The following is a 25,020-nucleotide window of genomic DNA, read 5'->3' as shown; positions in this document are numbered from 1 at the left end:
GGAGTGGCCGACGTCGCCGGACGGACCGTCGACCTAGACTGGGCGGGTGTCGACGCTCAGTGATCTCGTTCTCGCCCAGGGCCTCTCGAGCGAGGTGGACGTCGAGTGGTTGCACCTGCTGGTGGGGGACTGGCAGCTGCTCGCCGACCTCGCCTTCGCGGACATCGTCCTCTGGGTCCCCACGCAGACCGACAGCTTCGTCGCCGTCGCCCACGCCCGGCCCTCGAGTTCGGCCACGCTCTTCTACCGCGACTTCGTCGGACAAGAGGTGCGGCCCGAGTGGCGCGAGCAGATCGAGCAGGCGTTCACGACGACCCGCATCGTCGACTCGGCCGCACCCGACTGGTACGAAGAGACGCCCACGCGCGTCCGGGCCGTGCCCGTGCTCCGCCGCCTGGGGGCCAGTCGGCCCGACGTGACCGACGCACCGATCGCCATCATCACGAGGCACACGAACCTCAGCGAGGCGCGCACGCCGAGCCGTCAAGAACTGACCTTCAACCAGTGCTCCAACGACCTCTTCGCCATGATCGCCGCCGGCGACTTCCCCGACCTGGGGGCGCCGACGGGTCCGCGACGGGGCGCACCCCGCGCCTCCGACGGGCTGCTGCGCCTCGACGTCGACGGCATGGTCACGTTCGCCAGCCCCAACGGCCTGTCGGCCTTCAACCGCATGGGGTTCGCCGGCGAGCTCGAAGGCGAGTCGCTGGCCGAGGTCACCACCGGCCTGCTCGCGGGCAAGCTCGTGATCGACGAGTCCCTGCCGTTGGTCGTCACGGGCCGGGCGCCCTGGCGCACCGACATCGAGGCGCGCGGGGTCACGGTATCGCTGCGCGCGATCCCGCTGCGTGACCGTGGTGAGCGCGTCGGGGCGATCGTCCTCTGTCGCGACGTGACCGAGCTGCGTCACCAAGAGCGCGAGCTGATCACCAAGGACGCCACGATCCGCGAGATCCACCACCGGGTCAAGAACAACCTGCAGACGGTCGCCTCGCTGCTGCGCATCCAGGCACGTCGCACCCACACCGACGTCGCCCGCGAGGCACTGACCCAGGCCATGCGCCGAGTGCAGTCGATCGCCGTCGTGCACGACACGCTGTCCGAGGGGCTCAGCCAGAACGTCGACTTCGACACCGTCTTCGACCGGGTCCTCATGCTGATCGCCGAGGTCGCGTCGAGTCACAACACGACGGTCCGCCCCACCATGACGGGCAGTTTCGGTGCCCTGCCGAGCGAGTACGCGACGCCCCTGGCCCTCGCCCTGACCGAACTCGTGACGAACGCCGTCGAGCACGGCCTCGACGGTCGCGACGGCGAGGTCGAGATCGTCGCCGACCGTCGGGCGGAAGAGTTGACGGTCAAGGTGCGCGACAACGGGGTCGGGCTGCCCGAGGGAAAGGTCGGCTCGGGGCTCGGCACCCAGATCGTCCGCACGCTGATCCAGGGCGAACTCGGTGGCACCATCGACTGGCACACCCTCGTCGGCAACGGCACCGAGGTCACCATCGAGATCCCGTTCCGCTGGCTCACCCAGCCCTGAGCCACAGCGGAGGCCGGCGACGACCCCGCCCCGGACGCGACGAAGCCCGGCACCTGCGATCAGGTGCCGGGCTTCGTCATCGGCCCCGAGGGCCGGAGGTCGACCGCAGCGGGCGGTCGACGGTCGATCAGCTGGCGCGGCGGGCGCGGGCCGCGCGACGCTTGAGCGCGCGACGCTCGTCTTCGCTCAGGCCGCCCCAGACGCCGGAGTCCTGCGAGGTCTCGAGCGCGTACTGCAGGCAGGTCTCGGTCACGGTGCAGCGGCCGCACACGGCCTTGGCCTTGTCGATCTGGTCGACGGCGGGACCCGTGTTGCCGACGGGGAAGAAGAGCTCCGGGTCAGCCTGCAGGCAAGCGGCTTTGTCGCGCCAATCCATCGATGGGTACTCCTTAAAAGTGCAGAACCAGGCACGTCGAGGCGCCTGGTTCGGGATGGGGAAAGAGAAGAATTCGGGAGGCGCGCACCGCAATGTGCGCGTCACTTCGACCTCGAATATGGTCGCATACTGGTACGGCCAAATCAAGGATTTTTCGGAGGCTCACACGTGACCACAGCAGGCCCTGACGGCCCCCGAGACGAGACCGGTCGGTCTGCCGAGGCCCGTCGACCCGCACTGCTCTGGGTCGTGATCGTCCTGCTCTCCGCCGAGTTCCTGCTGGTCGCCGCGACGGCGGCGTTCCTGCTCGTCGAGCTGCTCGTCGCCCGTCCCGACTCGTACCCGTCGGCCGTCGCGATCTTCGTCCTCACCCTGCTGGCGACCGCCTGGCTCGGGTCCATCGTGGTCGGCGCCCTACGCGGCCGGGCCTGGATCAGGGGAGCGGCGATCGTGTGGCAGGTGCTGCAGTTCGCGGTGGGCATCGGCAGCCTGCAGGGCGTCTTCGCCAACCCGACCATCGGCCTCGCGCTCCTCGTGCCGGCCGTCGCCGTCGTGGTCCTGCTGCTCGTGCCGTCGGTCGTCGCGGCCACCTCGGCCCGCGACTCGGACCCCCACGTCTACTGACCGACCCGCCCGCCGCCGTCGCGAGGCGCCGCGCCTCCTGCGCTCCTCGTCGCCGAAGGGGTCAGTCGAGGCCGAGCTTCTTGCGGAGCGACGCCACGTGCCCCGTCGCCTTCACGTTGTAGAGCGGCAGCTCGACGGCGCCCTGCTCGTCGACCACGAACGTCGAACGGATCGTGCCCGTCACGATGCGCCCGTAGTTGTTCTTCTCGCCGTAGGCGCCGTACGCCTGGTGCACCGTCAGCTCGGGGTCGCTGAGCAGCGGGAAGTTCAGCCCCTGCTCGTCCTTGAACTCCTGCAGGGCGGCGGGCTCGTCCTTCGAGACGCCCAGCACCTGGTAGCCCGACGACTTCAGCGAGCTGATGTTGTCGCGGAAGTCACACGCCTCCGTCGTGCAGCCCGGCGTCGACGCCGCCGGGTAGAAGTACACGATGACCTTCTGCCCCGAGTAATCCGCCAGCGAGACGGGCGAACCGTTCTCGTCGTCGAGGGTGAACGTCGGCGCGGCAGCGCCCTTCTCGAGCTTCGTGGACATGGTGCTCCGATCTGCGGGCGCCGCGGACGGCGCCGGTGGTTCTGAGTGGGTCGGATCTCATGCTAGTGTTGACCGTCGTTGCGAGAGATCGCAGCACGCACCTCTAGCTCAATTGGCAGAGCAACTGACTCTTAATCAGTGGGTTCTCGGTTCAAGTCCGAGGGGGTGCACGAAAGAATTGGGTCCCCCGTGTTCTGCAGTCGCAGAAGCGGGGGATTCTTTCGTCGTATGGGTCTGGTCCGCTCCGCGGACCGCGGCCCACCTCGCACGGGGAACCAGCCGGGCCCGCCAGGTCGCCGTGGCTCGGGGGTGACGTCGCTTCGCTCGTCACGGGGGGATGACATCGCTTCGCTCGTCACGGACGGGGAGCAAGCCGGGCTGGTCAGGTCGGCGTTGCTCGGGGGTGACGTCGCTTCGCTCGTCACGGAGGGTGACGTCGCTTCGCTTGTCACGGAGGGTGACGTCGCTTCGCTTGTCACGGAGGGTGACGTCGCTTCGCTCGTCATGGGGGAGTGACGTCGGGTGGGGCGTCAGCGGGGGGTGACGGCAGGAGGCGGGGGCGGGCGGCCCGCGCCTCCTGCGCTCAGGGGGTGGCGGGGTTACTGGCCGTCGCGGGGGACCTGCGAGGCGGCGTCGCGGCCGGTCACGGGGTACGGGCCCGTCATGCCCTCACGGAGGCGGGCGGCAGCCAGGATGCGGTCGCGCTGCAGGTGCCACCCGAGCATCAACAGAGGGATGATCACGACGAGCGACATGACCGTGAACGACCCGATCGGCCAGTCGATCGCCATCAGGACGACGACCGCGGCCAGGAAGGCCAGCGTCAGGTAGCTCGTGACCGGCGCCCCCGGCAGCCGGAACGAGGGCTCCTTGGCCTTGCCCTGCTTCGCCCACTGACGCAGTCGCATCTGGCAGAGGATGATCGTGCCCCACGCCGTCAGGATGCCCAGAGACGCGATGTTCAACACGATCTCGAACGCCGTGTTCGCCCCCACGATGGCGTTCAGCACGACGCCCAGCAGGGTGATGCTCGCGGTCAACAGGATGCCGCCGAACGGCACCCCGCCCTTCGACATCTTCGTCGTGAACTTCGGGGCCGAGCCGTTCATGCCCATCGAGTGCAACACGCGGCCGGTCGAGTACAGCCCGGCGTTTAGGCTCGACAGCGCGGCCGTCACGACCACGAAGTTCATGATCGACCCCGCGACGTCGCCCACCTCGGGGCTGCCGATGCTGCCGAAGAACGTGACGAACGGGCTCTCGCCCGCCTTGTACGCCGTGTAGGGCAACAGCAGCGAGAGCAGCACCAGCGACCCGACGTAGAACACCGCGATGCGGATGATGACCGTGTTGATCGCGCGCGGCACGACCTTCTCGGGGTTCTGGGTCTCGCCCGACGCCGTGCCCACCAGCTCGATCGCGGCATAGGCGAAGACGACGCCCTGCACCACGATGACGGCCGGCAGCAGGCCGTTCGGCAGGATGCCCGACGACGCCACGAGGCCCCAGCCGGTGTCGACCGCGGCACCGTCGTGCGTCACGGGGAACGCCGCCGCGAGCCACACGACGCCGACCACGAGGAACACCACGAGAGCGGCGACCTTGATGATCGCGAACCAGAACTCCATCTCGCCGAAGACCTTCACGGCCAGCAGGTTGACCGAGAGCACCACGGCGAGGGCCACCAGGGCCAGCAGCCAGTCGGGTGCTGCGGTGAACGCGGACCAGTAGTGCAGGTACAGGGCGACCGCGGTGACGTCGACGATGGCCGTCATCGCCCAGTTCAGGAAGTACATCCACCCGGCCGCGTAGGCGAACTTCTCGCCGAAGAACTCGCGGGCGTACGAGACGAACGACCCCGAGGAGGGGCGGTGCAGCACCAGCTCGCCGAGGGCACGCAGGATGAAGAACGCGAAGACGCCACAGATCGCGAACACGATCGCGAGAGCCGGACCGGCCGAGGCCAGTCGACCGCCGGCGCCGAGGAAGAGCCCCGTGCCGATCGCCCCGCCGATGGCGATCATCTGCAGCTGACGCGGCTTGAGCCCGTGCTGGAAACCCTCTTGCTCGTGCGAGAAGTCTTGCGGGAGGTGCGTCTCGGTGGAGGCGTCGCCGCCCCCGTTCGTGGGACTCGTCATCGGTCGACCGTAGCCCCTATCGCTTTCGCCCGCATCACCGCCGCGAGACGGGCGAACCCCCAGGAGGCTCGGTGCCGATTCACATGCGGGTAACGAATGGGTGACGATCACCAGGCCCGTAGGCATGGGCGACACGCCGGGACGCAGGGTGCGCGGGGTACACCCGCGGCGACGTCGGGCCGGTTCGCAATTCGGATGGACGACGGATGTCGGCTACGGTCGTGGAGGCCCGGGAGACCGGGCCCGTCATCATCAGGACGCGCCGACCGATGGTCCGATCAGTTCGGGTTCCGGTCGTCGTACGGTCTGGTGGCGCGAGGGTCCGGTCCCATGACCGACCCGGCGGAGGACAGGTTCGCCCCGTGGTTCCACGGTGGGCTTGAGCCGACACGGTCCGCACGCGTCGTCGACCCGTTCGCCCGACCCGATCGCCGCCGACGGCGAACCGGCCCGAGCGGCCGGTGCCCCCTCGGCGCGCCTGGAGACACCTGTGACCACTACGCCTGCCGTGCGTGCCCGGAACCTGTACAAGGTGTTCGGCCGCCGACCCAAGGACGCCGTCGCCCGACTCGAGGCCGGCGCCTCCCGCTCCGAGGCCGCCGGCCTCGGCACCGCTGCCGTCATCGACGCCTCGTTCGACGTCCGGCCCGGCGAGATCTTCGTCGTGATGGGGCTCTCCGGCTCGGGCAAGTCGACCCTCATCCGCATGCTGAACGGCCTGCTCGAGCCCACGTCCGGCTCGGTCGAGGTCGCGGGCTCCGCGATCTCGGACGTCCCGGCCAAGCGGCTCCGCGAGGTTCGTCGGCAGAACGTGTCGATGGTGTTCCAGCACTTCGCGCTGCTGCCGCACCGCACCGTCATCGACAACGTCGCCTACGGCCTCGAGGTGCAGGGGGTCGCGAAGGCGGCTCGTCTGGCCAAGGCTCGGGAGGTCACCGAGATCGTCGGCCTCGCGGGTTGGGAGGACGAGCTGCCGAGCCAGCTCTCGGGCGGCATGCAGCAGCGCGTCGGCCTCGCCCGCGCCCTCGCCGCCGAGACCGACATCCTGCTGATGGACGAGGCGTTCTCGGCCCTCGACCCGCTGATCCGCCGCGAGATGCAGGAGCAGCTCGTCGAGCTGCAGGCGAAGCTCGGCAAGACGATCGTCTTCATCACCCACGACCTGAACGAGGCGATGTTCCTCGGGGACCGCATCGCCGTGATGCGCGACGGCCGCATCGTGCAGATCGGCACGCCCGAGGACATCCTCACCGACCCCGCCAACGACTACGTCGCCCAGTTCGTGCAGGACGTCGACCGGGCGCGGGTCCTCACGGCGGCCAGCGTCATGGAGCCCGCCCGGGCGGTCGTCCCGCTCACGGTCGGCCCCCGGGGCGCCCTGCGTTCCCTGCGCGACCTCCAGACCGCCGCCCTGTTCGTCACCGGCCGTGACCGCAAGCTCCTCGGCTGGGTGCGCGACCGGCACGTCATGCGCCAGGTCAAGGCGAACGACACCGACCTCGCCGCCATCGTCAACGCGGAGTTCTCGAAGGTCGGGCCCGAGGCCGCGCTGGTCGACCTCTTCGAGTTGGCGGTCGAGAGTCCGCTGCCGATCGCCGTCGTGGACGACGCCGACCGCCTGCTCGGCGTCATCCCGCGCGTGACCCTGCTCGCGGCGCTCGGCAACGTCGACACGACCACCTCGCCCATCCCCGTGCTCGAGCCCGTCACCCGCATCTCGGACGTCGAGCTCGACGCCACCCTCGAAGGAGCCACCCGATGAACGAGTACCTCCGCATCCCCTTCGGCTCCTGGGTCTCGGACGTCGTCGACTGGATCACCACCCACCTGGGCGGCTTCTTCGAGGTCGTCCGCCTGGTCTTCACGTTCTTCTACGAGTGGGTCGCGTACTTCCTCGGCGCACCTCCCTTCTGGGCGGTCGTGATCGTGATCGCCGCCCTCGCCTTCGTCGCGAAGGGCTGGAAGTTCTCGGTCGGCACGGCCGTCGGCCTGCTGTTCATCGGAACGGTCAACCAGTGGGACAACGCGATGTCGAGCCTCGCCCTCGTGCTCGTCGCCAGCACGCTCGCCATCGCGCTGAGCATCCCGCTCGGCGTGCTCGCGGCGAAGTCGGGCGTCGCGTCGCAGATCATCCGGCCCGTGCTGGACTTCATGCAGACGACGCCCGCGTTCGTCTACCTCATCCCCGCCCTGCTGCTGTTCCGCGTCGGCGTCGTGCCCGGCATCGTCGCCACCATCGTCTTCGCCATGGCCCCCGGCGTCCGCCTGACCGAGCTCGGCATCCGCGGCGTCGACAAGGAGGTGGTCGAGGCCGGCCAGGCGTTCGGCTCGTCACCGTGGCGCATCCTGCGTCAGATCCAGCTGCCCCTCGCGAAGCCCAGCATCATGGCCGGCGTCAACCAGGTGATCATGCTCTCGCTCTCGATGGTCGTCATCGCCGGCATGGTCGGCGCGGGGGGACTGGGCGGCGACATCGTCGCGAGCCTCAACCGCATCGACGTCGGGCTGGGTGCCGAGGCCGGCATCTCGGTGGTCATCCTGGCGATCGTCCTCGACCGCATGACGGCGGCCCTCGGGTCCGACCGTCACGGCCGACGGCTGGCCCGGGCGCAGAACCGCCGGTCCGTTCCGCCGACCCCGGCTCCCGACCGCGCCGAGGCCGAGCAGCCCCTGCCCCCGGCCGACCGCCGCGAACCCGCGACGGCCTCGGCCTAGACATCGACCACCTGCGGGACGGGAGCAGCACGTACCCACCCGACCCGCGCCTCCTGCACCACCCGAAAGGAACACATGAAGAAGCGCACCATCGCCGCATCGATCGCCCTCGGCACCACCGCCGTCCTCGGACTGGCCGCCTGCTCGCCTCCCGGCAGCGGCTCGTCGGCCGAGGGCGAGACCCTCGACAACGGCGACCAGGCCGTCGTCGACCTCGCCGTGTTCAACGGCTGGGACGAGGGCATCGCGGCCTCCTGGCTGTGGAAGACCGTCCTCGAGGACGAGGGCTACACGGTCAACCTCGAGCCGGCCGACGTGGCCCCCGTCTACAGCGGGCTCACCACCGACGACTACGACGTCGTGCTCGACACCTGGCTGCCGACCACCCACGCCTCGTACATCGAGCAGTACGGCGACGACCTGACCGATCTCGGCGCCTGGAACGACGGCGCCAAGCTCGCGGTCGCCGTGAACGAGGACGCCCCGATCGACTCGCTCGACGAGCTGGCGGCCAACGCGGACCTGTTCGGCGGCAAGATCGTCGGCATCGAGCCGGGCGCGGGCCTCACGGCCGCCGTCCAGGACGAGACCATCCCCACCTACGGCCTGAGCGACCTGCAGCTGCAGACCTCGTCGACCGCCGCCATGCTGACCGAGCTCAAGAGCGCGACCGACGCGGGCGAGAACATCGCGGTGACGCTGTGGAGCCCGCACTGGGCCTACGACGCGTTCCCCATCAAGGACCTCGCCGACCCCGAGGGCACCCTGGGCGACGCCGAGGGCATCCACTCGTTCGGTGGCAAGAGCTTCACGGCGGACTTCCCGCAGCTGACCGAGTGGCTGCAGGGCTTCGAGATGGACACCGAGACCCTGTCCTCGCTCGAGAACGCCATGTTCAACGGTGACGAGGTCGACGGCGACGACTACGCCCCCGTCGTCGAGAAGTGGATCTCCGAGAACCAGGACTACGTCGACGGCCTCACCAGCTGATCCGATCCGCCTAGGACGTCGCCCCGGCCGGGCCCCGCTCGTCCGGGGCGTCGTCGTACCGGGCGCCCGGCGGGGTGCCGGGGCGGGCCCGGCTGGTGGGTGACGGAGCCGGGTGAAACCACAGCCGGACGACACCCGACGCACAGCGAACCCCGAGGTCACACCCCGGGAGGCGCGGGTAGCGTCGTCGACGGACGTCACCGAGACGTCGTCGCACCACCCGCACGAGCACCACGAGAGGCACCACCCGTGAGCACCACCGCACCGACCGACGTCCTGAGGAGAATGGCCCGCGTCATCACGCGCACCGTCTCGTCCGACCTCGTCCAGGTGTCGACCCCGGACCGCGTGCTCGGCCACGTCCGAGCCGAGCAGGGCGCCTTCGTCGCGCTGCGCGGCGCCGACCCCCGCTGGGGCGAGGTCGTCGGGCGGTACCCCTCCGAGGGGCTCGCCCTCGAGGCCCTGCGGCAGCGCAAGCGTTCGATCTGAACCGCCGCCGGGCCCGCCCGTCCGTGCGGCGCCACCGGTAGGGCGCAACGGGCGCTCGGGGGCTAGACGCCGACGCCCGCGAAGAACGACGTGAGCTGGCGCGTGATGCGGTCGCGCGCCTCCTCGTCCGAGATCGTGGCCGAACCGTCTCCGGACTGCTCGCCGTAGCTGCCGAACTGTGCGTGGTTCGACCCGTCGATCTCGACCACCGACGCGCTGCCCGGCAGCATGTCGCGGTAGGTCGCGATCTTCGCGGGGGTGCTGAGGCCGTCCTCGGAACCACCGAGGCTGAGGACGGCGAGCTCGTCGTCGTCCGAGAGGTCGGTCGTCGCGCAGTACGAGCCGAGGAGCACCAGGGCGTCCACCGACCTGTCGTCGGCGGCGTACTGACAGGCACGCACCCCGCCGAGCGAGTGACCGCCGACCGCCCACGCGTCGACCTCGGGGGCGAGGTCGGTGAAGGTCGAGAGCGGGCGGGGGTCGAGGATGCCGAACCCGAGCGTGGGTCGTTCGACGACGACGGTGACGCCGGTGGCGACGAGCCCCGCGAAGGTCTGTTCGTAGGCCTGCGGGTCGACCCGGGCGCCGGCGACGAAGACGAGACCCTGGCCGGTGGCGGTCGTCTCGGCCGGTCGCATCACGACCGTGTCGGGTCTGCTCGTCACCTCGACCCGTTCGTCGGCGGACACCGAGGCGAGCGAGGACGCCGTCGCCGACATCGGCGTCTTGGCCCAGACGAAGAACCCCGTGGCGGCGAGCACGACCACGGCGAACAGTCCGAGGGCCACGCCCTCGAGCACGCGTCGTCGCCGGGAGGCGTGACGCCGGGGAGGAGAGGGCGGGGCGGACTCGCGACGGGAAGCTGTGGATCGTCTCACCGTTCCATCGTCCCAGGGGCCAGCCGGGACGGAGCCGTGCGTCATGCGACAGGCTCGGGGGATGCCCTGGATACAACTCGTCATCTCGCTCGTCGCCGCCGTCGTCCTCACCTTCGTCATCTCGGCCGTCGTCGGCCTGGTCGTCGGCGTGGTCGCCAAGCGCAAGGAGTGGGCGCAGGCCTTCGTGACGCGCATGCGCCGCCCCTTCCGCGCCACGCTGCTCGTCGTGCTGCTCGTCGTCGCGCTGACCACGTCGTTCGACGCCCTGCTCCCCGCCGACTACCCGGGGGAGGGGTGGGTGTCACAGGCCTTCCGCTGCGCCGTCATCGTCGTCGTCGCCTGGTTCGTGGGTGCCCTCGCGATCTTCTTCGAGGACCTCGGCCTGTCGCGCTACCGGGTCGACACACCCGACAACCGGGTGGCGCGTCGGGTCCGCACCCAGGTGCTCATCCTCCGACGGCTGACCGTGGCCCTGATCGTGATCCTGGCCGCGGGCACCGTGCTGCTCGGGTTCCCGGGGGTCGAGGCGGTCGGTGCGAGCGTCCTCGCGAGTGCGGGGCTGGTCTCGGTCGTCGCGGGCCTCGCGGCGCAGTCGACCCTGGCGAACGTCTTCGCGGGCATCCAACTGGCCTTCAGCGACGCCATCCGCATCGACGACGTCGTCGTGGTCGAGGGGCAGTGGGGCCTGATCGAGGAGATCACCCTGTCGTACGTCGTCGTCCACGTCTGGGACGACCGGCGTCTCGTGCTGCCGTCGACCTACTTCACGACCACGCCGTTCGAGAACTGGACGCGGCGCAACAGCGAGCTGCTCGGAGCGGTCGAGTTCGACCTGGACTGGCGGGTCGACCCGGGGGCCATGCGGAAGGAGCTCGACGTGATCCTCGCGGGGACGGACCTCTGGGACGGACGCACCAAGGTGCTCCAGGTCACCGACGCCCAGGCCGGCTACGTGCGGGTGAGGGTGCTCGTCACGGCCAAGGACGCACCGACCCTGTTCGACCTGCGCTGCCTCGTCCGCGAGGACCTGATCGCCTGGCTGCACGCGAAGAGCCCGCAGTCGATCCCGCGGACGCGGGTGCAGATGGTCGAGGCCGAACCGGCGCCGAAGGGACGGGCACACCGGTCGACGTCGGAGGCCTCCGCCCTGTTCAGCGGCGACAACGCCGACTCCGAACGCACGGCGCTCTTCACGGCGGCCATCCCGATCCACGACGTCGCCGAGTACCAGGCCTCGCTCGGCGCCGAGGCGGAACACGACCCGCACGTCGCGGGACGACCCGGTGGCCTGCCGACCGGCCGTCCCGACGGCGACCCGGCCGGGCCGACGCCCGGCGTCGACGGGCGTCGCTGACGCGACCACACGGACGAGGAGGCGCGCCCCGCCAGAGCGGCACGCGCCTCCTCGGTGTCTCGGCGGACGTCAGTCGTCGTCGTTCGCGGCCTCGATGACGTTGCCCACGGCGATCGCGGTCGACGCCGCCCAGCTGATCGCCATGAGGGCGAGGCGCCAGTCACGAGGGCCGGCGCTCAGGCTCTTGAGGAGGCTGATGCCGGAGAAGATCGCGCTGATGATCGCGCCGTTGAAGAGGAATTTGCGCACGGTGGGGCTCCCAGGGGTCGTTTCGACCACGGTACCGCGTGACGTGGCACGAGTCCGGGTGGGGGTAGGTTGAGCTGCCCGGCGTCCCGTGCCGGTGCGTCCTGCGGTCGAAGGAGAATGCCGTGCGCACTGCCCTGCTCGGAGGCGTGTTCGTGTCGCTCGGCCTCGTGGCCGTGTTCACCGGCGTCCTGACCGGTGACGAACTGCTCGCGCTCGTCGAACGGGTCGCGCCCGTGCTCGGCTTCGTCGTCGGCCTGACGATCGTCGCGGAGCTCGCGGCGGAGGCCGGACTCTTCTCGTGGCTGGCGTCCGCCTCGGCCCGGCTGGCCGGAGGGCGGGTGCTCGTGCTGTGGCTCCTGGTCGTGGCGCTCGCGGTGCTCTGCACGGTGTTCCTGTCGCTCGACACGACGGCGGTGCTGCTCACGCCGGTGGTCGTGATCGTGGCCCGGCACGCCGGCCTGCCGCCGATGCCGTTCGCGCTGACGACGGTGTGGCTCGCGAACTGCGCCTCGATGCTGTTGCCGGTCTCGAACCTCACCAACCTGCTCGCGCTGCACGAGCTCGGATCACCGGCCCCCGTGCAGTTCGCCGCCTTGGTCGCACCCGCCGCCGTGGTGGGCGTCGTCGTCCCCGTCGTGGCCATCGGACTGCGCTACCGCCGTCAGCTGGTCGGCCGGTTCGAGGCGCCGGCGTCCGAGCCCGTGGCCGATCGCGTGCTCTTCGGCGTCGCCGCGGTCGCGACGGGGCTGCTCGTACCGGCCCTGGTCTCGGGCGTCGAGGTCTGGATCCCCGCCGCCGTCGCGGCTCTCGTGCTCGTCGTCACCACGGCCGTCCGCCGCCGCGGCGTCCTCCGACTCGGGCTGGTGCCGTGGGGCACGCTGCTCTTCGCCGGCGGGCTGTTCCTCGTCGTCGAGGCCGCTCACTCGCTCGGCCTGGCGGACCTGCTCGGAGCCGTCGTGGGCAGCGGCGACCAATTGCCCGACCTGCTGCGACTGGCGGGCGGCAGCGCGGTGGCCGCGAACGTGGCCAACAACCTCCCGGCCTACCTCGCCCTCGAGCCGGTGGCCGGGTCGCCGCTGCGGCTCGTCGCCGTGCTCGTCGGGGTCAACATCGGCTGCCTCGTGACGCCGTGGGCCTCGCTCGCCACGCTGCTCTGGCACTCGCGCTTGTCGTCGATGGGCGTCGAGGTCGCGTGGGGGCGTTTCGTGCTGGCCGGCCTCGGGGTGGCGGCGGTCGCCGTGCCGCTCGCGGTCGTCGCGACGGTGCTGTTCGCCTGAGGGTCCCGGGCGCTCGGGCCCGACGCGGGTGCGGTCGCGAGGTGACGACGCGCGAAGGCGAGTGTCCGCCGGAGCTGGCCGAGCCGCGCCTCCTCGTCCCCGTCGGTGTGCACCTCGGCGGCGACGGTGCCGGCCCACCCCGACCGGGCCAGGTGGGTGAGCACCTCGGCGACCGGCTGCGTGCCGCGACCCGGCACCCGGTGCTGGTCGTGCAGCCCGCCGGGGCGGGACGAGACGACGCCGTCGGTCAGGTGGACGTGGCGCAACCTCGGCCCGAGCGCCAGGGCGAGGTCGAGCGCGTCGCGCCCGGCGACGGCGGCGTGCGAGAAGTCGAGGGTGGCCGCCTCCACGTCGAGGGACGAGGGGTCGTGTCCCGGGCGGTAGGGGTCGAACCCGGCCGGCCCGAACCTCACGGGGAACATGTTCTCGACGGCGAGGGTGACGCCCGTCTCGGTCGCGATCTCGCGGACGACGTTGACGAACCGCGCCGCGTAGGACCGCTGCCAGACGAACGGCGGATGGACGACGACGGTCGTGGCGCCCAGCTCGCGGGCCAGTCCGGCCGAGCGCCGCAGCTTGTCGACCTGGTCACGACCGAAGGCGAAGTGCGCGACGGGCAGGACGGGGGCGTGCACCGAGAGCACGGGCAGGCCCCACCGGGCGGTCGCCGCACGGAGCAGCTCGGGTCGTCGGGTCGCCCGGTCGGCCGTCACCATCACCTCGACCCCGTCGAAGCCGGTGAGCCGCGCGAGCCGGAAGGCCTCGTCGGTCGACAGCGGGAAGACGCAGGACGTGCTCATTCCGACCGTGATCACGCGGCCAGGCTACGACCGGGGCGTCGCGGCGGCGTCGACACCGCGGTGAACAGTGCGGGAACGGCGGGCTACAGCCAGTCGCGGCGCTTGAACTGCCACCAGAGCAGGCCGCCGATCGCCACGATCAGCACGCACGAGGTGACGAAGCCGGTAACGGACTGGAACCCCGGATACGGCACGTTCTGCCCGTAGAACCCGGTGATCGCCGTGGGGACCGCGATGATGGCCGCCCAGCTCGTCACCTTCTTCATGATGAGGTTCATGCGGTTGGACTGCAGGTTGAGGTTCGTGTCGAGGATGGTCGAGACGAGGTCGCGCAGGGAGTCGTTCTGCTCGGCCACGCGCAGCACGTGATCGTAGACGTCCTGGAAGTACGGGTGCATGGCGGAGTCGACCTCCTTCAGGTCGCGGCGCAGCAGCGTGTTCAGCACCTCGCGCATCGGCGACGCGACCCGGCGCAGCTGGACGAGGCTCTTCCGCAGGGCGAACGAGCGCTTCTGCACGTCGATTGTCCGGGGCGCGGGGTCGAAGAGGTCGTCGGCGATGCCCTCGATCTCGTCGTCCAGCGCATCCGTGGCGTCGAAGTGCCGGTCCACGACGCAGTCGAGCAGACCCCAGAGGAAGTACGAGACGCCGTGCGACGCCAGGTCGCGGTTCTGGTCGAAGGTCGCCTGCAGCCGGGTGACGTCGAACTCCGGATGGTGGATCGTCACGAGGGCGCGCTCCGTGATGAACGCCTTCACCTCGCTCGTGTCGAGCACGCCGCTGGCCCGGTCGAACCGCACGTCGTAGAGAGCGGTGAACAGATGGTTGTCGTAGCGGTCGACCTTGGGTCGCTGTCCGTCCTGCAGTGCGTCCTCGACGGCGAGCTCGTGCAGTCCGAGTTCGTCCTCGAGCGAGGCGAGGTCGCCGGCGGTCGGGTCGGTGAGGTCGATCCACACGTGACAACCGTCCGTCTCGAGGTGGTCGCTCACCTCGTGCAGCGGGAAGTCGTGGGCGATCAGCTGGCCCCCTCGGTAGGCGCGCGTGACGATGGTCGTGTCGGGACGGGCGCCGTCGTCGGCGGGGCCGCGGGGTCCCTCGGTGCGCGGGGGACGGGTGTCGGTCATGGGGCGCATGCTATTCCCGTGACCTCCTACACGAAGCAGCGTGCCGACGCCCCCGCCGGGTTCTTCGAGGCCGAGGCGGCCGGTCTCGCCTGGCTCGCCGAGGCCACGCCCCGAGGAGGCGCGCGCACGGTCGGCGTCCAGGCCGCGTCCCCGGGGCGCATCGACCTCGATCCCGTGCACGAGGTCCGTCCCACGGCGGAGGCCGCACGGGCCTTCGGCGAGGCCCTCGCGGTGACCCACGCGAGCGGCGCGGAGGCGTTCGGTGCGCCTCCTCGGGGGTGGGCGGGGCCGTCCTTCATCGGCAGCCGTCCGATGACGGTGCGACCGAAGGCGACCTGGGGGGTCTTCTACGCCGAGCAGCGGGTCCTGCCCTACGCCCGCGTCGCCGTCCGGGCGGGCGGTCTCGACCGGGCGGGCCTCGAGGTCGTCGAGCGAGCCTGCCGCCTCGTCGCCGAGGGCGCGTTCGACGACGACCTGCCCCCGGCCCGCCTCCACGGGGACCTGTGGGCCGGCAACGTGCTCTTCGACGCCGGGGGAGTCGTGCTCATCGACCCGGCCGCCCACGGCGGTCATCCCGAGACCGACCTGGCGATGCTGGCCCTGTTCGGCTGCCCGCACCTCGAGGACGTGCTGGCGGGCTACGAGGCGCGCTCGCCGCTGGGCGAGGGGTGGCGGGGTCGCGTGCCACTGCACCAGCTCCACCCGTTGGCCGTGCACGCCGCCGGACACGGACCGAGCTACGGGGCGTCCCTCGTGCGGGCCGCCGAGGCGACCCTGCGCCTCGTCTGACGATCGTCCGGGTGGGGTACGCCGGTCGCCGGGAGCCGTCTGGGGCACCGCTGATAATCTGGCCGTCCCGCGTCCGTGCGGGCGATGCGACAGGAGCCGACCCACCCCATGCCCGACACCCCCGAACGTTACGGCTTCGTCGTCGTCTCCAACCGCCTCCCCGTCGACCGGGTCATCGCCGACGACGGGTCGGCGTCGTGGCAGCACTCGCCCGGGGGTCTCGTCACGGCCCTCGAACCCGTCATGAAGGCCAACGACGGGGCGTGGGTGGGCTGGGCGGGCCAACCCGACCTCGAGTTCGAGCCCTTCGAGTCCGACGGCATCGAGATCGTCCCCGTGCCGCTCAGCGCCGACGAGGTGCAGCGCTACTACGAGGGCTTCAGCAACGACACGCTCTGGCCGCTCTACCACGACGTCATCGCCGCTCCGACCTACCACCGGGTCTGGTGGGAGTCCTACGTGCAGGTCAACCAGCGCTTCGCCGACCGCGCGGCCGAGATCACCGAAGAGGGCGGCACCATCTGGGTGCAGGACTACCAGCTGCAGCTCGTGCCGAAGATGCTGCGCGAGGCCCGACCCGACGTCACCATCGGGTTCTTCAACCACATCCCGTTCCCGCCGCTCGGCATCTTCTCTCAGCTGCCCTGGCGGCAGCAGATCGTCGAGGGCCTGCTCGGTGCCGACGTCATCGGCTTCCAGCGGGCGGACGACGCGTCGAACTTCTCCCGCGCCGTCCGCCACCTGCTCGGGTACTCGACGACGCGCCCCTACATCGAGGTCCCGGTCGACGACGAGTCCGCGCCGGTCTCGCGCCGGGGCACCAAGGTCCGCCGGGTGCTGGCGAAGCACTTCCCGATCTCGATCGACGCCGCCAGCTACGAAGAGCTCGCCGCGCGCCCCGACGTGCAGGCCAGGGCCCGCGAGATCCGCGAGGGCCTCGGCAACCCCAAGACGATCATGCTCGGCGTCGACCGTCTCGACTACACGAAGGGCATCCGGCACCGCATGAAGGCGTTCGGCGAGCTGCTCGCCGACGGTCGGCTCAGCGTCGAGGACGCCACGCTCGTGCAGGTCGCGAGCCCGAGCCGTGAGCGGGTCGAGACGTACAAGCTGCTGCGCGACGAGATCGAGCTCACCGTCGGCCGCGTGAACGGCGACTACGGCACCATGAGCCACACGGCCATCAGCTACCACCACCACGGCTACCCGCGCGAAGAGATGGTGGCGTTGTACCTCGCCGCCGACATCATGCTGGTCACGGCCCTCCGCGACGGCATGAACCTGGTCGCGAAAGAGTACGTGGCGGTGCGGCGCGACAACGACGGCGTGCTCGTGCTGAGCGAGTTCGCCGGCGCGGCCGACGAGCTCAAGAGCGCCCTGCTGATCAACCCGCACGACATCGGCGGCCTCAAGAACACCATCATGCGCGCCGTCGAGATGCCCAAGCGCGACCGCACCACCCGCATGCGGGCCCTGCGCCGACGCGTCCTCGAGAACGACGTGGCCAAGTGGTCGGCGTCCTTCCTGCAGGCCCTCGAGAACGTGCGACCCGGGCAGCAGATCACGCCTGCCCCGGCCCCGACGACGACGGACGGTGACGTCTCGTGACCGGTTCCGACCCCCTGGCCCTGAGCGACGCGCTCGGTCGTCTCGCGACGACCCCGCGCCTCCTCGTCGCGCTCGACTTCGACGGCACCCTGGCGCCCGAGGTCGACGCGCCCCTGCGGGCCCGGGCGTTGCCCGCGGCCATGGACGCGATCATGCGCCTGTCGGCACTCGACCAGACCACCGTCGCCCTCGTGTCCGGGCGCGACCTCGCCTCGTTGATCGAGGTCAGCCAGACCCCCGACGAGGTGCTGTTGGTCGGCTCGCACGGCATCGAGGTGCGGGTCGACGGTCACGAGACCTCGTTGAGCGACGACGAGAAGGCTGGCCGTGCGCGCTTGTCCGATGCCGTCCACGGTGTGGCTGAGGGGCGTGAGGGCGTCTTCGTCGAAGAGAAACCCGCAGGCCTCGCCCTGCACACGCGGCTCGCGGACGCCGCGACCACCCAGGCCGTCCACGCGGCGGCCCGCGAGGCCGTCGAGGCGCTCGGCGGCATGCACGAGCGCGTGGGCAAGAACGTCCTCGAGTTCGCCGTCCGGGCGACCGGCAAGAACGACGGCATCGACCGGCTCCGGGAGGCCGTCCAGGCCACGGGCGTCCTCTACGCCGGGGACGACGTCACCGACGAGGACGGCTTCCGGGCACTCGGCGAGGGCGACCTGTCGATCAAGGTCGGCCCGGGCGAGACGGGGGCGATGCATCGCGTCGCCGACCCTTCCGCCGTGGCGGACCTGCTCGTCGAACTGGCCGGCCTGCGTGGGCATCTCGGTCATGCCTGACAGCGCATGCCTTGAACGGGTGTGATGTCCGGGTCTGAGCATTCCCAGGCGACTGCAAGGTAGTCTGGACACCCCGCCGCGACTCCCCGCCGCCGCTCAGCCGAGCCGGTCCGACGAGGTCGCCAGCCGACGGAGGTCCTCGTGATCGTAGTCCTGACAGCGTTCGCCGTGGCGGCCGTCGTCGTGGCCTGCGTCGGCGGACGACTCGGCCGTTCGCTCTTCCTCTGGGCGTCCGTCGTCCCCTTCGCCGCCTTCGCCTTCACGGCCCTCCAGGGGCCCGCCGTGTTGTCGGGCGAGGTGCCCACCGAGGCCGTGCCGTGGATTCCGCAGCTCGCCATCTCGCTCACCCTGCGCATGGACGTCCTCGCCTGGGTCCTCGCGCTCGTCGTCACGGGCATCGGCGGCCTCGTGCTCGTCTACTGTGCGCGCTACTTCGAGCGGGACGAGGCCGGTCGGGCACGCTTCGCCGCCGTGCTGGTGGCCTTCGCCGGAGCGATGTACGGCCTCGTCACGAGCGACGACGTGTTCGTCCTGTTCGTCTTCTGGGAGGCCACGAGCGTCTTCTCGTACCTGTTGATCGGGCACTACACGGCGAAGCAGGCCAGCCGCGGGGCCGCGTTGCAGGCGCTCATCGTGACGACCGCGGGCGGGCTCGCGATGCTCGTCGGCCTCGTGATCCTCGCCGTCCAGGGCGGCACGAGCTCGTTGTCCCAGCTCGTCGAGCAGCCACCCACCGGGACGGTCGTCACGGTCGGCGTCGTGCTCGTACTCGTCGGGGCGCTGTCGAAGTCGGCACTCGTGCCGTTCCACTTCTGGCTCCCGGCCGCGATGGCGGCTCCGACGCCGGTCAGTGCCTACCTGCACGCCGCCGCGATGGTCAAGGCCGGCATCTACCTCGTCGCCCGTCTCGCCCCCGGCTACCACGACCAGCCCGGCTGGCAAGAGATCATCGTCACCGTCGGGGTGGTCACGATGGTCCTCGGCGGGTACCGCGCGCTCCGTCAGCACGACCTCAAGCTCGTCCTGGCCTACGGCACGGTGAGCCAACTCGGCTTCCTGACGATCGTGGTGGGGTTCGGCACCCGCGACGCGGCCCTCGCCGGGCTCGCCCTGCTGGTCGCCCACGCCCTGTTCAAGTCGACGCTCTTCCTCGTGGTGGGGGTCATCGACCACCGGGCGGGCACGCGAGACCTGCGCAAGCTCTGCGGGCTCGGTCGTCAGGCTCCCGTCCTCCTCGTGGTGACGCTCCTCGCCCTCGCCTCGATGGCCGGCGTGCCGCCGACCTTCGGCTTCGTCGCGAAGGAGGCCGTGCTCACGGCCCTCTACGACGACGCCGTGACCGGGTCGGCCTGGGGCGTCGTCGCCCTGGTCGGCGTCGTCGTCGGGTCGATCCTGACCACCGCCTACAGCCTGCGCTTCCTCTGGGGGGCCTTCGGTCGCAAGAAGGGCGTCGAGCCGGTCGACTTCGTCCGTGAGCACGTCGACTTCCTGGCGTCGCCGATCGTCCTGGCCGTCGCTGGCCTGGTGCTCGGCCTCGTCTCGTACCAGGTCGGTCCGGTCTTCGCTCGTTATGCCGACACGCTCCCCTCGGCCCCGGGCGAGCACGGCCCCTACTACCTGGCGCTCTGGCACGGTCTCGAGCCCGCGCTCGGCTTCACGGCGGTCTCGCTCGGGGTCGGGGCCCTCCTCTTCTGGCAGCGCGACCGGGTGTCGCAGGTGCAGAAGGCCGTCTCGTTCCTGCCCCGCGCCTCCGACGGGTACGTGCGGATCATGGCGACCATCGACCGGACGGCGTCGCGGACGACCGCCACGACGCAGCGCGGTTCGTTGCCCTTCTACCTCGCCACCATCCTCGTCGTGTTCATCGCCTCGTCGGTGGTGACGCTGGCGCTCAACAGCGACTGGCCGACCACCGCCGTGCTCTGGGACTACCCGGCGCAGCTGGCCATCGGCGGGTTGATGATCATCGGCGCCATCGCGTCGGCGCTCTCGAACAAGAGATTCCAGGCCGTCGTCCTGGTCGGGGTGACCGGCTACGGCATGGCCGCGCTCTTCGCGCTGCACGGGGCCCCCGACCTGGCCCTGACACAAGCGCTCATCGAGACCATCACGCTCATCGCGTTCGTCCTCGTGCTGCGTCGGCTGCCGGCCCGCCTGGGCGAGCGCAACGGGCGCACCCACCGGGCGATCCGAGCCGTCATCGGCATCTCGGTCGGGTCCGTCATGGCCGCCATCGCCGTCGTCGCCCTCGGGGCGCGATCGATCCCCACCATCTCCGGCGCCTTCCCCGATCTCGCCGTCGACGGTGGTCACGGCCGCAACGTCGTCAACGTGACGCTCGTGGACATCCGCGGGTGGGACACCATGGGCGAGATCGCCGTCCTCATCGTCGCCGCCACGGGCGTGGCGAGCCTCGTCTTCCTGACCTCTCGCGCCGACGTCCTGCCCCGGCCCGAGCGGCGGACGCGGGCGCAGCGCTTCCTGGCACGGGTCCGACCCGTGCGCGAGCCGGCTCCCGTCGTGCCCGTCGGCGGGGCGACGGCGCAGATCGGCGACAGCACCGAGGGCGACCGCCGCGCCTGGTTGCTGGCCGGGCGCAAACTCGCCCCGCAGAACCGGTCGATCCTGCTCGAGGTGGTCGTGCGGCTGATCTTCCACGCCATCATCGTCGTCTCGATCTACCTGCTCTTCGCCGGTCACAACCTGCCCGGCGGCGGCTTCGCCGGCGGTCTGGTGGCGGGCTTCGCCTTCGTGGCCCGGTACCTCGCGGGCGGTCGGTACGAACTCGGTGCGGCCGCGCCCCTCGATGCCGGCAAGCTCCTCGGTGCCGGTCTCCTGACGGTCGCCGCGACGGCACTCGTCCCGCTCTTCTTCGGCGTCGACGCCCTGACCTCGACCTGGGTCGAGGCCGAGGTGCCGCTGCTCGGCCACGTCGAGTTCGTCACGTCGACGTTCTTCGACGTCGGCGTCTACCTGGTCGTCGTCGGGCTCGTCCTCGACGTGCTCCGGAGCCTCGGAGCCGAGGTCGACCGTCAAGAAGAAGAGGACGCGTTCGGCCACCCGAGCGAGGTGTCCGAACCCGAAGAGGAGGCGCTCCCCGTGTCCGTCGCCGGTACGCCCCGGACCGAGCGGGGCCGCGCATGAGCGTCTCCCTCGTCCTGATCGTCGTCATGGCCGCGCTGTACGCCTGCGGCGTCTACCTGCTGCTCGAGCGCAGCATGACCCGTGTGCTGCTGGGCTTCCTGCTCGTCGGGAACGCCACGAACATCCTCATCCTCCTCATGTCCGGACGGCGCGGCGCGGCCCCCGTGGTCGACGGCCAGGCCGATCCGGCCGACTTCGCCGACCCGCTGCCGCAGGCGTTCGTGCTGACGGCCATCGTCATCACCTTCGGCATCTCGGCCTTCATGCTCGCGTTGATCTACCGGTCGTGGCGGCTGGCCCAGGGAGACACCCTCGCGGACGACGCCGAAGACCTCGAGATCGGGCGTCGAGGCGTCCCGGCCGAAGAAGAGTCCGAACAGGGCGACGGTGACGACGAGGCCGGTGGCGACAGCGAGTTCGGTAGCCGTGCCGAAGCGGCCGTGCCGACGGACGACCGGTCGCTGCGCGTCGACCGGCCTCACCACGACGAGAAAGGGCACCGAGCATGAACCCCAGCTACCTCGTGCCGCTCGTCGTCCTCATCCCGCTGCTCGGAGCCGCGGCGGCCCTGATCGCCGGTCGGCGGCCCCGCTCGCAGGCCGTGGTCTCGATCGTCGCCCTGGCGCTCGTCGTCGTCATCAGCCTGGTGCTGCTCGTGGTCGTCGACACGCACGGAGCGATCGCCGTGCAGGTGGGCGGTTGGCAGGCGCCGTTCGGCATCACGCTCGTCGTCGACCGACTCGCGGCGCTCATGCTCAGCATCTCGTCGATCGTCCTGCTGGCCGTCTTCGTGTTCTCTGTCGGGCAGGGCCAGGCCGACGGCGACGGCGAGGCACCGGTCTCGATCTACAACCCGACCTACCTCATCCTCGCCACGGGCGTGTTCAACGCCTTCATCGCGGGTGACCTCTTCAACCTCTACGTGGGCTTCGAGATCCTCCTGGTGGCCAGCTACGTGCTGATCACCCTCGGCGGCACCGAGCAGCGCATCCGGGCCGGCGTGGTCTACATCGTCGTCAGCCTGGTGTCGTCCGTCCTGTTCCTCGCCTCCATCGCGATGATCTACGGAGCGCTCGGCACGGTCAACATCGCCGACATCGCCCAGAAGATGGACACCATCCCGCCCGACGTGCAGACGATCATCCACGTCATGCTGCTCACGGCGTTCGGCATCAAGGCGGCGATCTTCCCGCTGTCGTTCTGGCTGCCCGACTCGTACCCGACCGCTCCCGCCCCCGTCACCGCCGTGTTCGCCGGCCTGCTGACCAAGGTGGGCGTCTACGCCATCATCCGCACCGAGACGGTGCTGTTCGTCGAGAGCAACGTCAACGTCTACCTGCTGATCATCGCGTTGCTGACGATGATCGTGGGCATCCTCGGGGCCGTGGCCCAGGCCGACATCAAGCGTCTGCTCTCGTTCACCCTGGTCAGCCACATCGGCTACATGATCTTCGGCATCGCACTCGGGACCGTCGAGGGCCTGGCCGCCACGATCTACTACGTCGTGCACCACATCACGGTCCAGACCACGCTCTTCCTCGGGGCGGGCCTGATCGAACGGCGAGGCGGCACGGCGTCGATCACCCGCCTGGGCGGTCTCCTCAAGGCGGCACCGATCGTCGCCGTCCTCTTCTTCATCCCGGCCCTCAACCTGGGCGGCATCCCGCCGTTCTCCGGTTTCATCGGCAAGGTCGCGCTCTTCGAGGCCGGTGCCCGGCTCGACGATCCCCTCGTGTACGTCCTCATCGGAGCCGGGGCCCTCACGTCGCTGCTGACGCTCTACGCGCTCATGCGTGCCTGGAACCTCGCGTTCTGGCGCCCGAAGGCCGATGTCGACGACCACGAGTCACCCTTCACCGAGCACCTCGAGGAGGCCCCGGGTCGGGTGGCCGTCCAGCGACGTCGCACCAACCCCCGCACCATGGTGGGCGCGACCGCGGGCATGGTGCTCGTCTCGCTCGCCCTGACGTTCGCCGCCGGCCCGCTCTACGGCGTCGCCGAACGTGCGGCCGGCCGGGTCTACGGCTCGAACGACTACGTGCAGACGGTCTTCCCGGGCGGTCAGGGCGAGACGACGTCCGACCCGTCGTCGCCCGAGCCCGAACCCGCCTCGGACTCCGCAGACGAGGGGAGCACCCCGTGACCGGCCGTCCCACCCGCGGCGAGGTCGGCCGCAGCCTCGCCCGGCAGCTCCCCCTGCTCGTCGGACTGGTCGTCCTCTGGATGGCCTTGTGGAACCAGTTCACCGTCCTGGCCTTCGTCACCGGCGTCGCCGTGGCGCTGCTCGTGACCCGGGTGTTCTTCCTGCCCCCGGTCGAACTGAGCGGCCGGTTCAACCTCTGGTACGCCGTGGTCTTCCTGGCGCACTTCGTGGTCGACCTGGTGCGCGCCTCCGTCATCGTCGCCTGGCAGGCCGTCCGACCTCGCGGCGTGACCTCGAACGCGATCGTCGCGGTGCAGCTGCACACGAGGTCGGACTTCATCATGACCCTCGTCGCCGAGGCGATCTCGCTCGTCCCCGGGTCGCTCGTGGTCGAGGCCGACCGCGAGCGGTCGATCCTCTACCTGCACGCGCTCGCGGTCGAGGACCTCGCCGGTGTCGAGGGCGTCCGCGACGGCGTCCTGGTCGTCGAGGCCCGCCTCGTCCGGGTGCTCGGCAGCGACGACGACCGCCGTCGCATCGCGGAGGGCACCCCGGCCGCGGCCGAGGTCCACGAAGCGGTCAGCCGTTCCTCGTCCCACGAAGGAGGTCCCTCGTGACCGTCGTCGCCTACGTCGTCGGAGCGCTCTTCGCGTTCGCCGGCCTCGCGTCGGTCATCCGCATCGTGCGGGGGCCGTCCATCCTCGACCGCATGATCGCGTCCGACATGCTGCTGACCACCCTGATCTGCGTCCTCGCCGCCGACATGGTGTTCAACGGCCACACCCGGACCATCCCGGTCATCCTCGCCCTCGCCCTGACGGCCGTCCTCGGCTCCATCACGGTCGCGCGCTACGTCTCGAAGCAGGATCCCTCGTGATCCCCGAGACGGTCTACGACGTGGCGGCCTCGGTCATGCTCATCGGCGGGGCGCTGCTCTCGGTCGCGGCGGGCATCGGCCTCCTGAGGTTCCCCGACGCCCTGTCGCGCATGCACGCCGCGACCAAGCCGCAGATCTTCGGCCTCATCCTGGTCCTGGCGGCGATCGCGCTCGACCAGCACACCGTGGGGACGATCGCGTCCCTGCTCGTCGTCCTCGTCTTCCAGATGCTCACCGCACCCATCTCGGCGCACATGATCGGTCGGGCGGGGTACCGCAACGGCGACCTCCTGCGCGATCGGTTGGTCGTGGACGAACTCGACGACGCCGTGGCCCGGGCAGCCGGCGAGATCGCCGAGACGACCGAGGGCGACGTCGCCGATCTCGACGTGTCCGACCTGCCCGTCGGGTCGGCCGACGCGTTGGCCGTCGAGATGGACCGGGTCGCGGACTCGTCCGGGCTCGACGACAGCGAGGGTGACGACGACGCCCGCGACCACGAGGGTCGGCGGACGCGGTCGAGCGGAGACGCCGCGGGGGAGCCGGGGGAGCTCTGAGGCCCTCGGCGACGGTGGACGGCGCGAGCGCGGTCACGCC

General features: G+C 70.7%; 23 protein-coding genes, 1 tRNA gene and 1 pseudogene. 18 read left to right on the top strand and 7 right to left on the bottom strand.

Features of this window, described 5'->3' with window-relative positions:
- Positions 1-46 precede the first annotated feature (46 nt).
- Complete coding sequence (locus tag ACVJ1F_RS08515) at positions 47-1,540, top strand: sensor histidine kinase (RefSeq protein WP_173151150.1); 1,494 nt, start codon at positions 47-49, stop codon at positions 1,538-1,540.
- Positions 1,541-1,667: 127 nt separating this feature from the next.
- Here the strand turns inward: ACVJ1F_RS08515 and ACVJ1F_RS08510 are convergent, their stop codons facing one another.
- Positions 1,668-1,916: a WhiB family transcriptional regulator gene (locus ACVJ1F_RS08510; protein WP_043594001.1), complete on the bottom strand. Its 249-nt coding sequence runs from the start codon at positions 1,914-1,916 to the stop codon at positions 1,668-1,670.
- 168 nt (positions 1,917-2,084) lie between these two features.
- On the opposite strand from ACVJ1F_RS08510, the gene ACVJ1F_RS08505 reads away from it, so the two are divergent.
- Positions 2,085-2,540, top strand: coding sequence for a hypothetical protein (locus tag ACVJ1F_RS08505; RefSeq protein WP_456885610.1), 456 nt, complete (start codon positions 2,085-2,087; stop codon positions 2,538-2,540).
- A 61-nt stretch (positions 2,541-2,601) separates the two neighbouring features.
- Here the strand turns inward: ACVJ1F_RS08505 and bcp are convergent, their stop codons facing one another.
- On the bottom strand, positions 2,602-3,072 hold the full coding sequence (bcp, locus tag ACVJ1F_RS08500) for a thioredoxin-dependent thiol peroxidase (protein WP_456885609.1): 471 nt from the start codon (positions 3,070-3,072) through the stop codon (positions 2,602-2,604).
- Between the two features lie 97 nt (positions 3,073-3,169).
- On the opposite strand from bcp, the gene ACVJ1F_RS08495 reads away from it, so the two are divergent.
- Positions 3,170-3,242: transfer RNA gene (locus tag ACVJ1F_RS08495), tRNA-Lys, on the top strand.
- 429 nt (positions 3,243-3,671) lie between these two features.
- Here ACVJ1F_RS08495 and ACVJ1F_RS08490 read toward each other — a convergent pair.
- The gene (locus tag ACVJ1F_RS08490; RefSeq protein WP_123570384.1) at positions 3,672-5,210 is read right to left on the bottom strand and encodes an amino acid permease; all 1,539 of its coding nucleotides are present in this window, start codon (positions 5,208-5,210) and stop codon (positions 3,672-3,674) included.
- 490 nt (positions 5,211-5,700) lie between these two features.
- Here ACVJ1F_RS08490 and ACVJ1F_RS08485 point away from each other — a divergent pair, with 490 nt between their 5' ends.
- The 4 genes from ACVJ1F_RS08485 (at position 5,701) to ACVJ1F_RS08470 (ending at position 9,404) form a co-directional block, all read left to right on the top strand.
- Complete coding sequence (locus ACVJ1F_RS08485) at positions 5,701-6,972, top strand: quaternary amine ABC transporter ATP-binding protein (protein WP_200412242.1); 1,272 nt, start codon at positions 5,701-5,703, stop codon at positions 6,970-6,972.
- Positions 6,969-7,925: an ABC transporter permease gene (locus tag ACVJ1F_RS08480; RefSeq protein ID WP_456885608.1), complete on the top strand. Its 957-nt coding sequence runs from the start codon at positions 6,969-6,971 to the stop codon at positions 7,923-7,925. Before ACVJ1F_RS08485 ends, ACVJ1F_RS08480 begins: the two co-directional genes overlap by 4 nt.
- 75 nt (positions 7,926-8,000) lie before the next feature.
- On the top strand, positions 8,001-8,915 hold the full coding sequence (locus ACVJ1F_RS08475; protein ID WP_056046265.1) for a glycine betaine ABC transporter substrate-binding protein: 915 nt from the start codon (positions 8,001-8,003) through the stop codon (positions 8,913-8,915).
- 249 nt (positions 8,916-9,164) lie between these two features.
- The gene (locus tag ACVJ1F_RS08470; protein WP_148053626.1) at positions 9,165-9,404 is read left to right on the top strand and encodes a hypothetical protein; all 240 of its coding nucleotides are present in this window, start codon (positions 9,165-9,167) and stop codon (positions 9,402-9,404) included.
- Between the two features lie 62 nt (positions 9,405-9,466).
- Here the strand turns inward: ACVJ1F_RS08470 and ACVJ1F_RS08465 are convergent, their stop codons facing one another.
- Positions 9,467-10,282, bottom strand: coding sequence for an alpha/beta hydrolase (locus tag ACVJ1F_RS08465; RefSeq protein ID WP_456885607.1), 816 nt, complete (start codon positions 10,280-10,282; stop codon positions 9,467-9,469).
- Between the two features lie 61 nt (positions 10,283-10,343).
- Between ACVJ1F_RS08465 and ACVJ1F_RS08460 the strand changes: the two genes are divergently transcribed.
- On the top strand, positions 10,344-11,636 hold the full coding sequence (locus tag ACVJ1F_RS08460) for a mechanosensitive ion channel family protein (RefSeq protein WP_082460288.1): 1,293 nt from the start codon (positions 10,344-10,346) through the stop codon (positions 11,634-11,636).
- A 69-nt stretch (positions 11,637-11,705) separates the two neighbouring features.
- On the opposite strand, the gene ACVJ1F_RS08455 is transcribed toward ACVJ1F_RS08460, so the two are convergent.
- Positions 11,706-11,885: a hypothetical protein gene (locus ACVJ1F_RS08455; RefSeq protein ID WP_043593989.1), complete on the bottom strand. Its 180-nt coding sequence runs from the start codon at positions 11,883-11,885 to the stop codon at positions 11,706-11,708.
- A gap of 122 nt (positions 11,886-12,007) precedes the next feature.
- On the opposite strand from ACVJ1F_RS08455, the gene ACVJ1F_RS08450 reads away from it, so the two are divergent.
- Positions 12,008-13,162 (top strand): SLC13 family permease, encoded by a 1,155-nt coding sequence (locus ACVJ1F_RS08450; RefSeq protein WP_456885606.1) that lies wholly within the window; start codon positions 12,008-12,010, stop codon positions 13,160-13,162.
- A 71-nt stretch (positions 13,163-13,233) separates the two neighbouring features.
- Here the strand turns inward: ACVJ1F_RS08450 and ACVJ1F_RS08445 are convergent.
- A pseudogene (locus tag ACVJ1F_RS08445) lies at positions 13,234-13,962 on the bottom strand (sugar phosphate isomerase/epimerase family protein); the annotation flags it as partial.
- Positions 13,963-14,045: 83 nt separating this feature from the next.
- Positions 14,046-15,086, bottom strand: a complete 1,041-nt coding sequence (locus tag ACVJ1F_RS08440) for a magnesium transporter CorA family protein (RefSeq protein ID WP_123570380.1) — start codon at positions 15,084-15,086, stop codon at positions 14,046-14,048.
- Positions 15,087-15,104: 18 nt separating this feature from the next.
- Here ACVJ1F_RS08440 and ACVJ1F_RS08435 point away from each other — a divergent pair, with 18 nt between their 5' ends.
- The 9 genes from ACVJ1F_RS08435 to mnhG all read left to right on the top strand — a co-directional run bounded on the left by ACVJ1F_RS08435 (position 15,105) and on the right by mnhG (position 24,980).
- A complete protein-coding gene (locus tag ACVJ1F_RS08435) occupies positions 15,105-15,875 on the top strand; it encodes a fructosamine kinase family protein (RefSeq protein ID WP_456885605.1) in 771 nt (256 codons plus the stop codon).
- Between the two features lie 108 nt (positions 15,876-15,983).
- On the top strand, positions 15,984-17,483 hold the full coding sequence (gene otsA / locus ACVJ1F_RS08430; protein WP_456885604.1) for an alpha,alpha-trehalose-phosphate synthase (UDP-forming): 1,500 nt from the start codon (positions 15,984-15,986) through the stop codon (positions 17,481-17,483).
- A complete protein-coding gene (gene otsB / locus ACVJ1F_RS08425) occupies positions 17,480-18,259 on the top strand; it encodes a trehalose-phosphatase (RefSeq protein ID WP_456885603.1) in 780 nt (259 codons plus the stop codon). Before otsA ends, otsB begins: the two co-directional genes overlap by 4 nt.
- Before the next feature lie 141 nt (positions 18,260-18,400).
- On the top strand, positions 18,401-21,403 hold the full coding sequence (locus ACVJ1F_RS08420) for a Na+/H+ antiporter subunit A (RefSeq protein WP_456885602.1): 3,003 nt from the start codon (positions 18,401-18,403) through the stop codon (positions 21,401-21,403).
- Positions 21,400-21,912, top strand: a complete 513-nt coding sequence (locus ACVJ1F_RS08415; protein WP_456885601.1) for a Na(+)/H(+) antiporter subunit C — start codon at positions 21,400-21,402, stop codon at positions 21,910-21,912. Before ACVJ1F_RS08420 ends, ACVJ1F_RS08415 begins: the two co-directional genes overlap by 4 nt.
- The gene (locus ACVJ1F_RS08410; RefSeq protein ID WP_082460283.1) at positions 21,909-23,546 is read left to right on the top strand and encodes a Na+/H+ antiporter subunit D; all 1,638 of its coding nucleotides are present in this window, start codon (positions 21,909-21,911) and stop codon (positions 23,544-23,546) included. The genes ACVJ1F_RS08415 and ACVJ1F_RS08410 overlap by 4 nt, the downstream gene beginning before the upstream one ends.
- Entirely contained in the window at positions 23,543-24,163 is a 621-nt protein-coding gene (locus tag ACVJ1F_RS08405) for a Na+/H+ antiporter subunit E (RefSeq protein WP_056046254.1), read from the top strand. Before ACVJ1F_RS08410 ends, ACVJ1F_RS08405 begins: the two co-directional genes overlap by 4 nt.
- Complete coding sequence (locus tag ACVJ1F_RS08400) at positions 24,160-24,423, top strand: monovalent cation/H+ antiporter complex subunit F (RefSeq protein ID WP_054145652.1); 264 nt, start codon at positions 24,160-24,162, stop codon at positions 24,421-24,423. Before ACVJ1F_RS08405 ends, ACVJ1F_RS08400 begins: the two co-directional genes overlap by 4 nt.
- Positions 24,420-24,980 carry a monovalent cation/H(+) antiporter subunit G gene (gene mnhG / locus ACVJ1F_RS08395; protein WP_456885600.1) on the top strand — a complete coding sequence of 187 codons (561 nt, stop codon included), beginning with the start codon at positions 24,420-24,422 and terminating at the stop codon, positions 24,978-24,980. The genes ACVJ1F_RS08400 and mnhG overlap by 4 nt, the downstream gene beginning before the upstream one ends.
- Positions 24,981-25,020: the final 40 nt, after the last annotated feature.

Source organism: Frigoribacterium sp. 2355, assembly GCF_054060695.1.
The sequence above is the reverse complement of the archived record's forward strand: the minus strand, read 5'-3'. Positions and strand labels throughout refer to the sequence as shown.

Bases quoted from the DNA above. Each gene is read 5' to 3' on its own strand.
- ACVJ1F_RS08510 (WP_043594001.1), bottom strand. From the start codon at position 1,916: ATGGATTGGCGCGACAAAGCCGCTTGCCTGCAGGCTGACCCGGAGCTC.
- bcp (WP_456885609.1), bottom strand. From the start codon at position 3,072: ATGTCCACGAAGCTCGAGAAGGGCGCTGCCGCGCCGACGTTCACCCTC.
- ACVJ1F_RS08490 (WP_123570384.1), bottom strand. From the start codon at position 5,210: ATGACGAGTCCCACGAACGGGGGCGGCGACGCCTCCACCGAGACGCAC.
- ACVJ1F_RS08480 (WP_456885608.1), top strand. From the start codon at position 6,969: ATGAACGAGTACCTCCGCATCCCCTTCGGCTCCTGGGTCTCGGACGTC.
- ACVJ1F_RS08475 (WP_056046265.1), top strand. From the start codon at position 8,001: ATGAAGAAGCGCACCATCGCCGCATCGATCGCCCTCGGCACCACCGCC.
- ACVJ1F_RS08460 (WP_082460288.1), top strand. From the start codon at position 10,344: ATGCCCTGGATACAACTCGTCATCTCGCTCGTCGCCGCCGTCGTCCTC.
- ACVJ1F_RS08440 (WP_123570380.1), bottom strand. From the start codon at position 15,086: ATGACCGACACCCGTCCCCCGCGCACCGAGGGACCCCGCGGCCCCGCC.
- otsA (WP_456885604.1), top strand. From the start codon at position 15,984: ATGCCCGACACCCCCGAACGTTACGGCTTCGTCGTCGTCTCCAACCGC.
- ACVJ1F_RS08415 (WP_456885601.1), top strand. From the start codon at position 21,400: ATGAGCGTCTCCCTCGTCCTGATCGTCGTCATGGCCGCGCTGTACGCC.
- ACVJ1F_RS08410 (WP_082460283.1), top strand. From the start codon at position 21,909: ATGAACCCCAGCTACCTCGTGCCGCTCGTCGTCCTCATCCCGCTGCTC.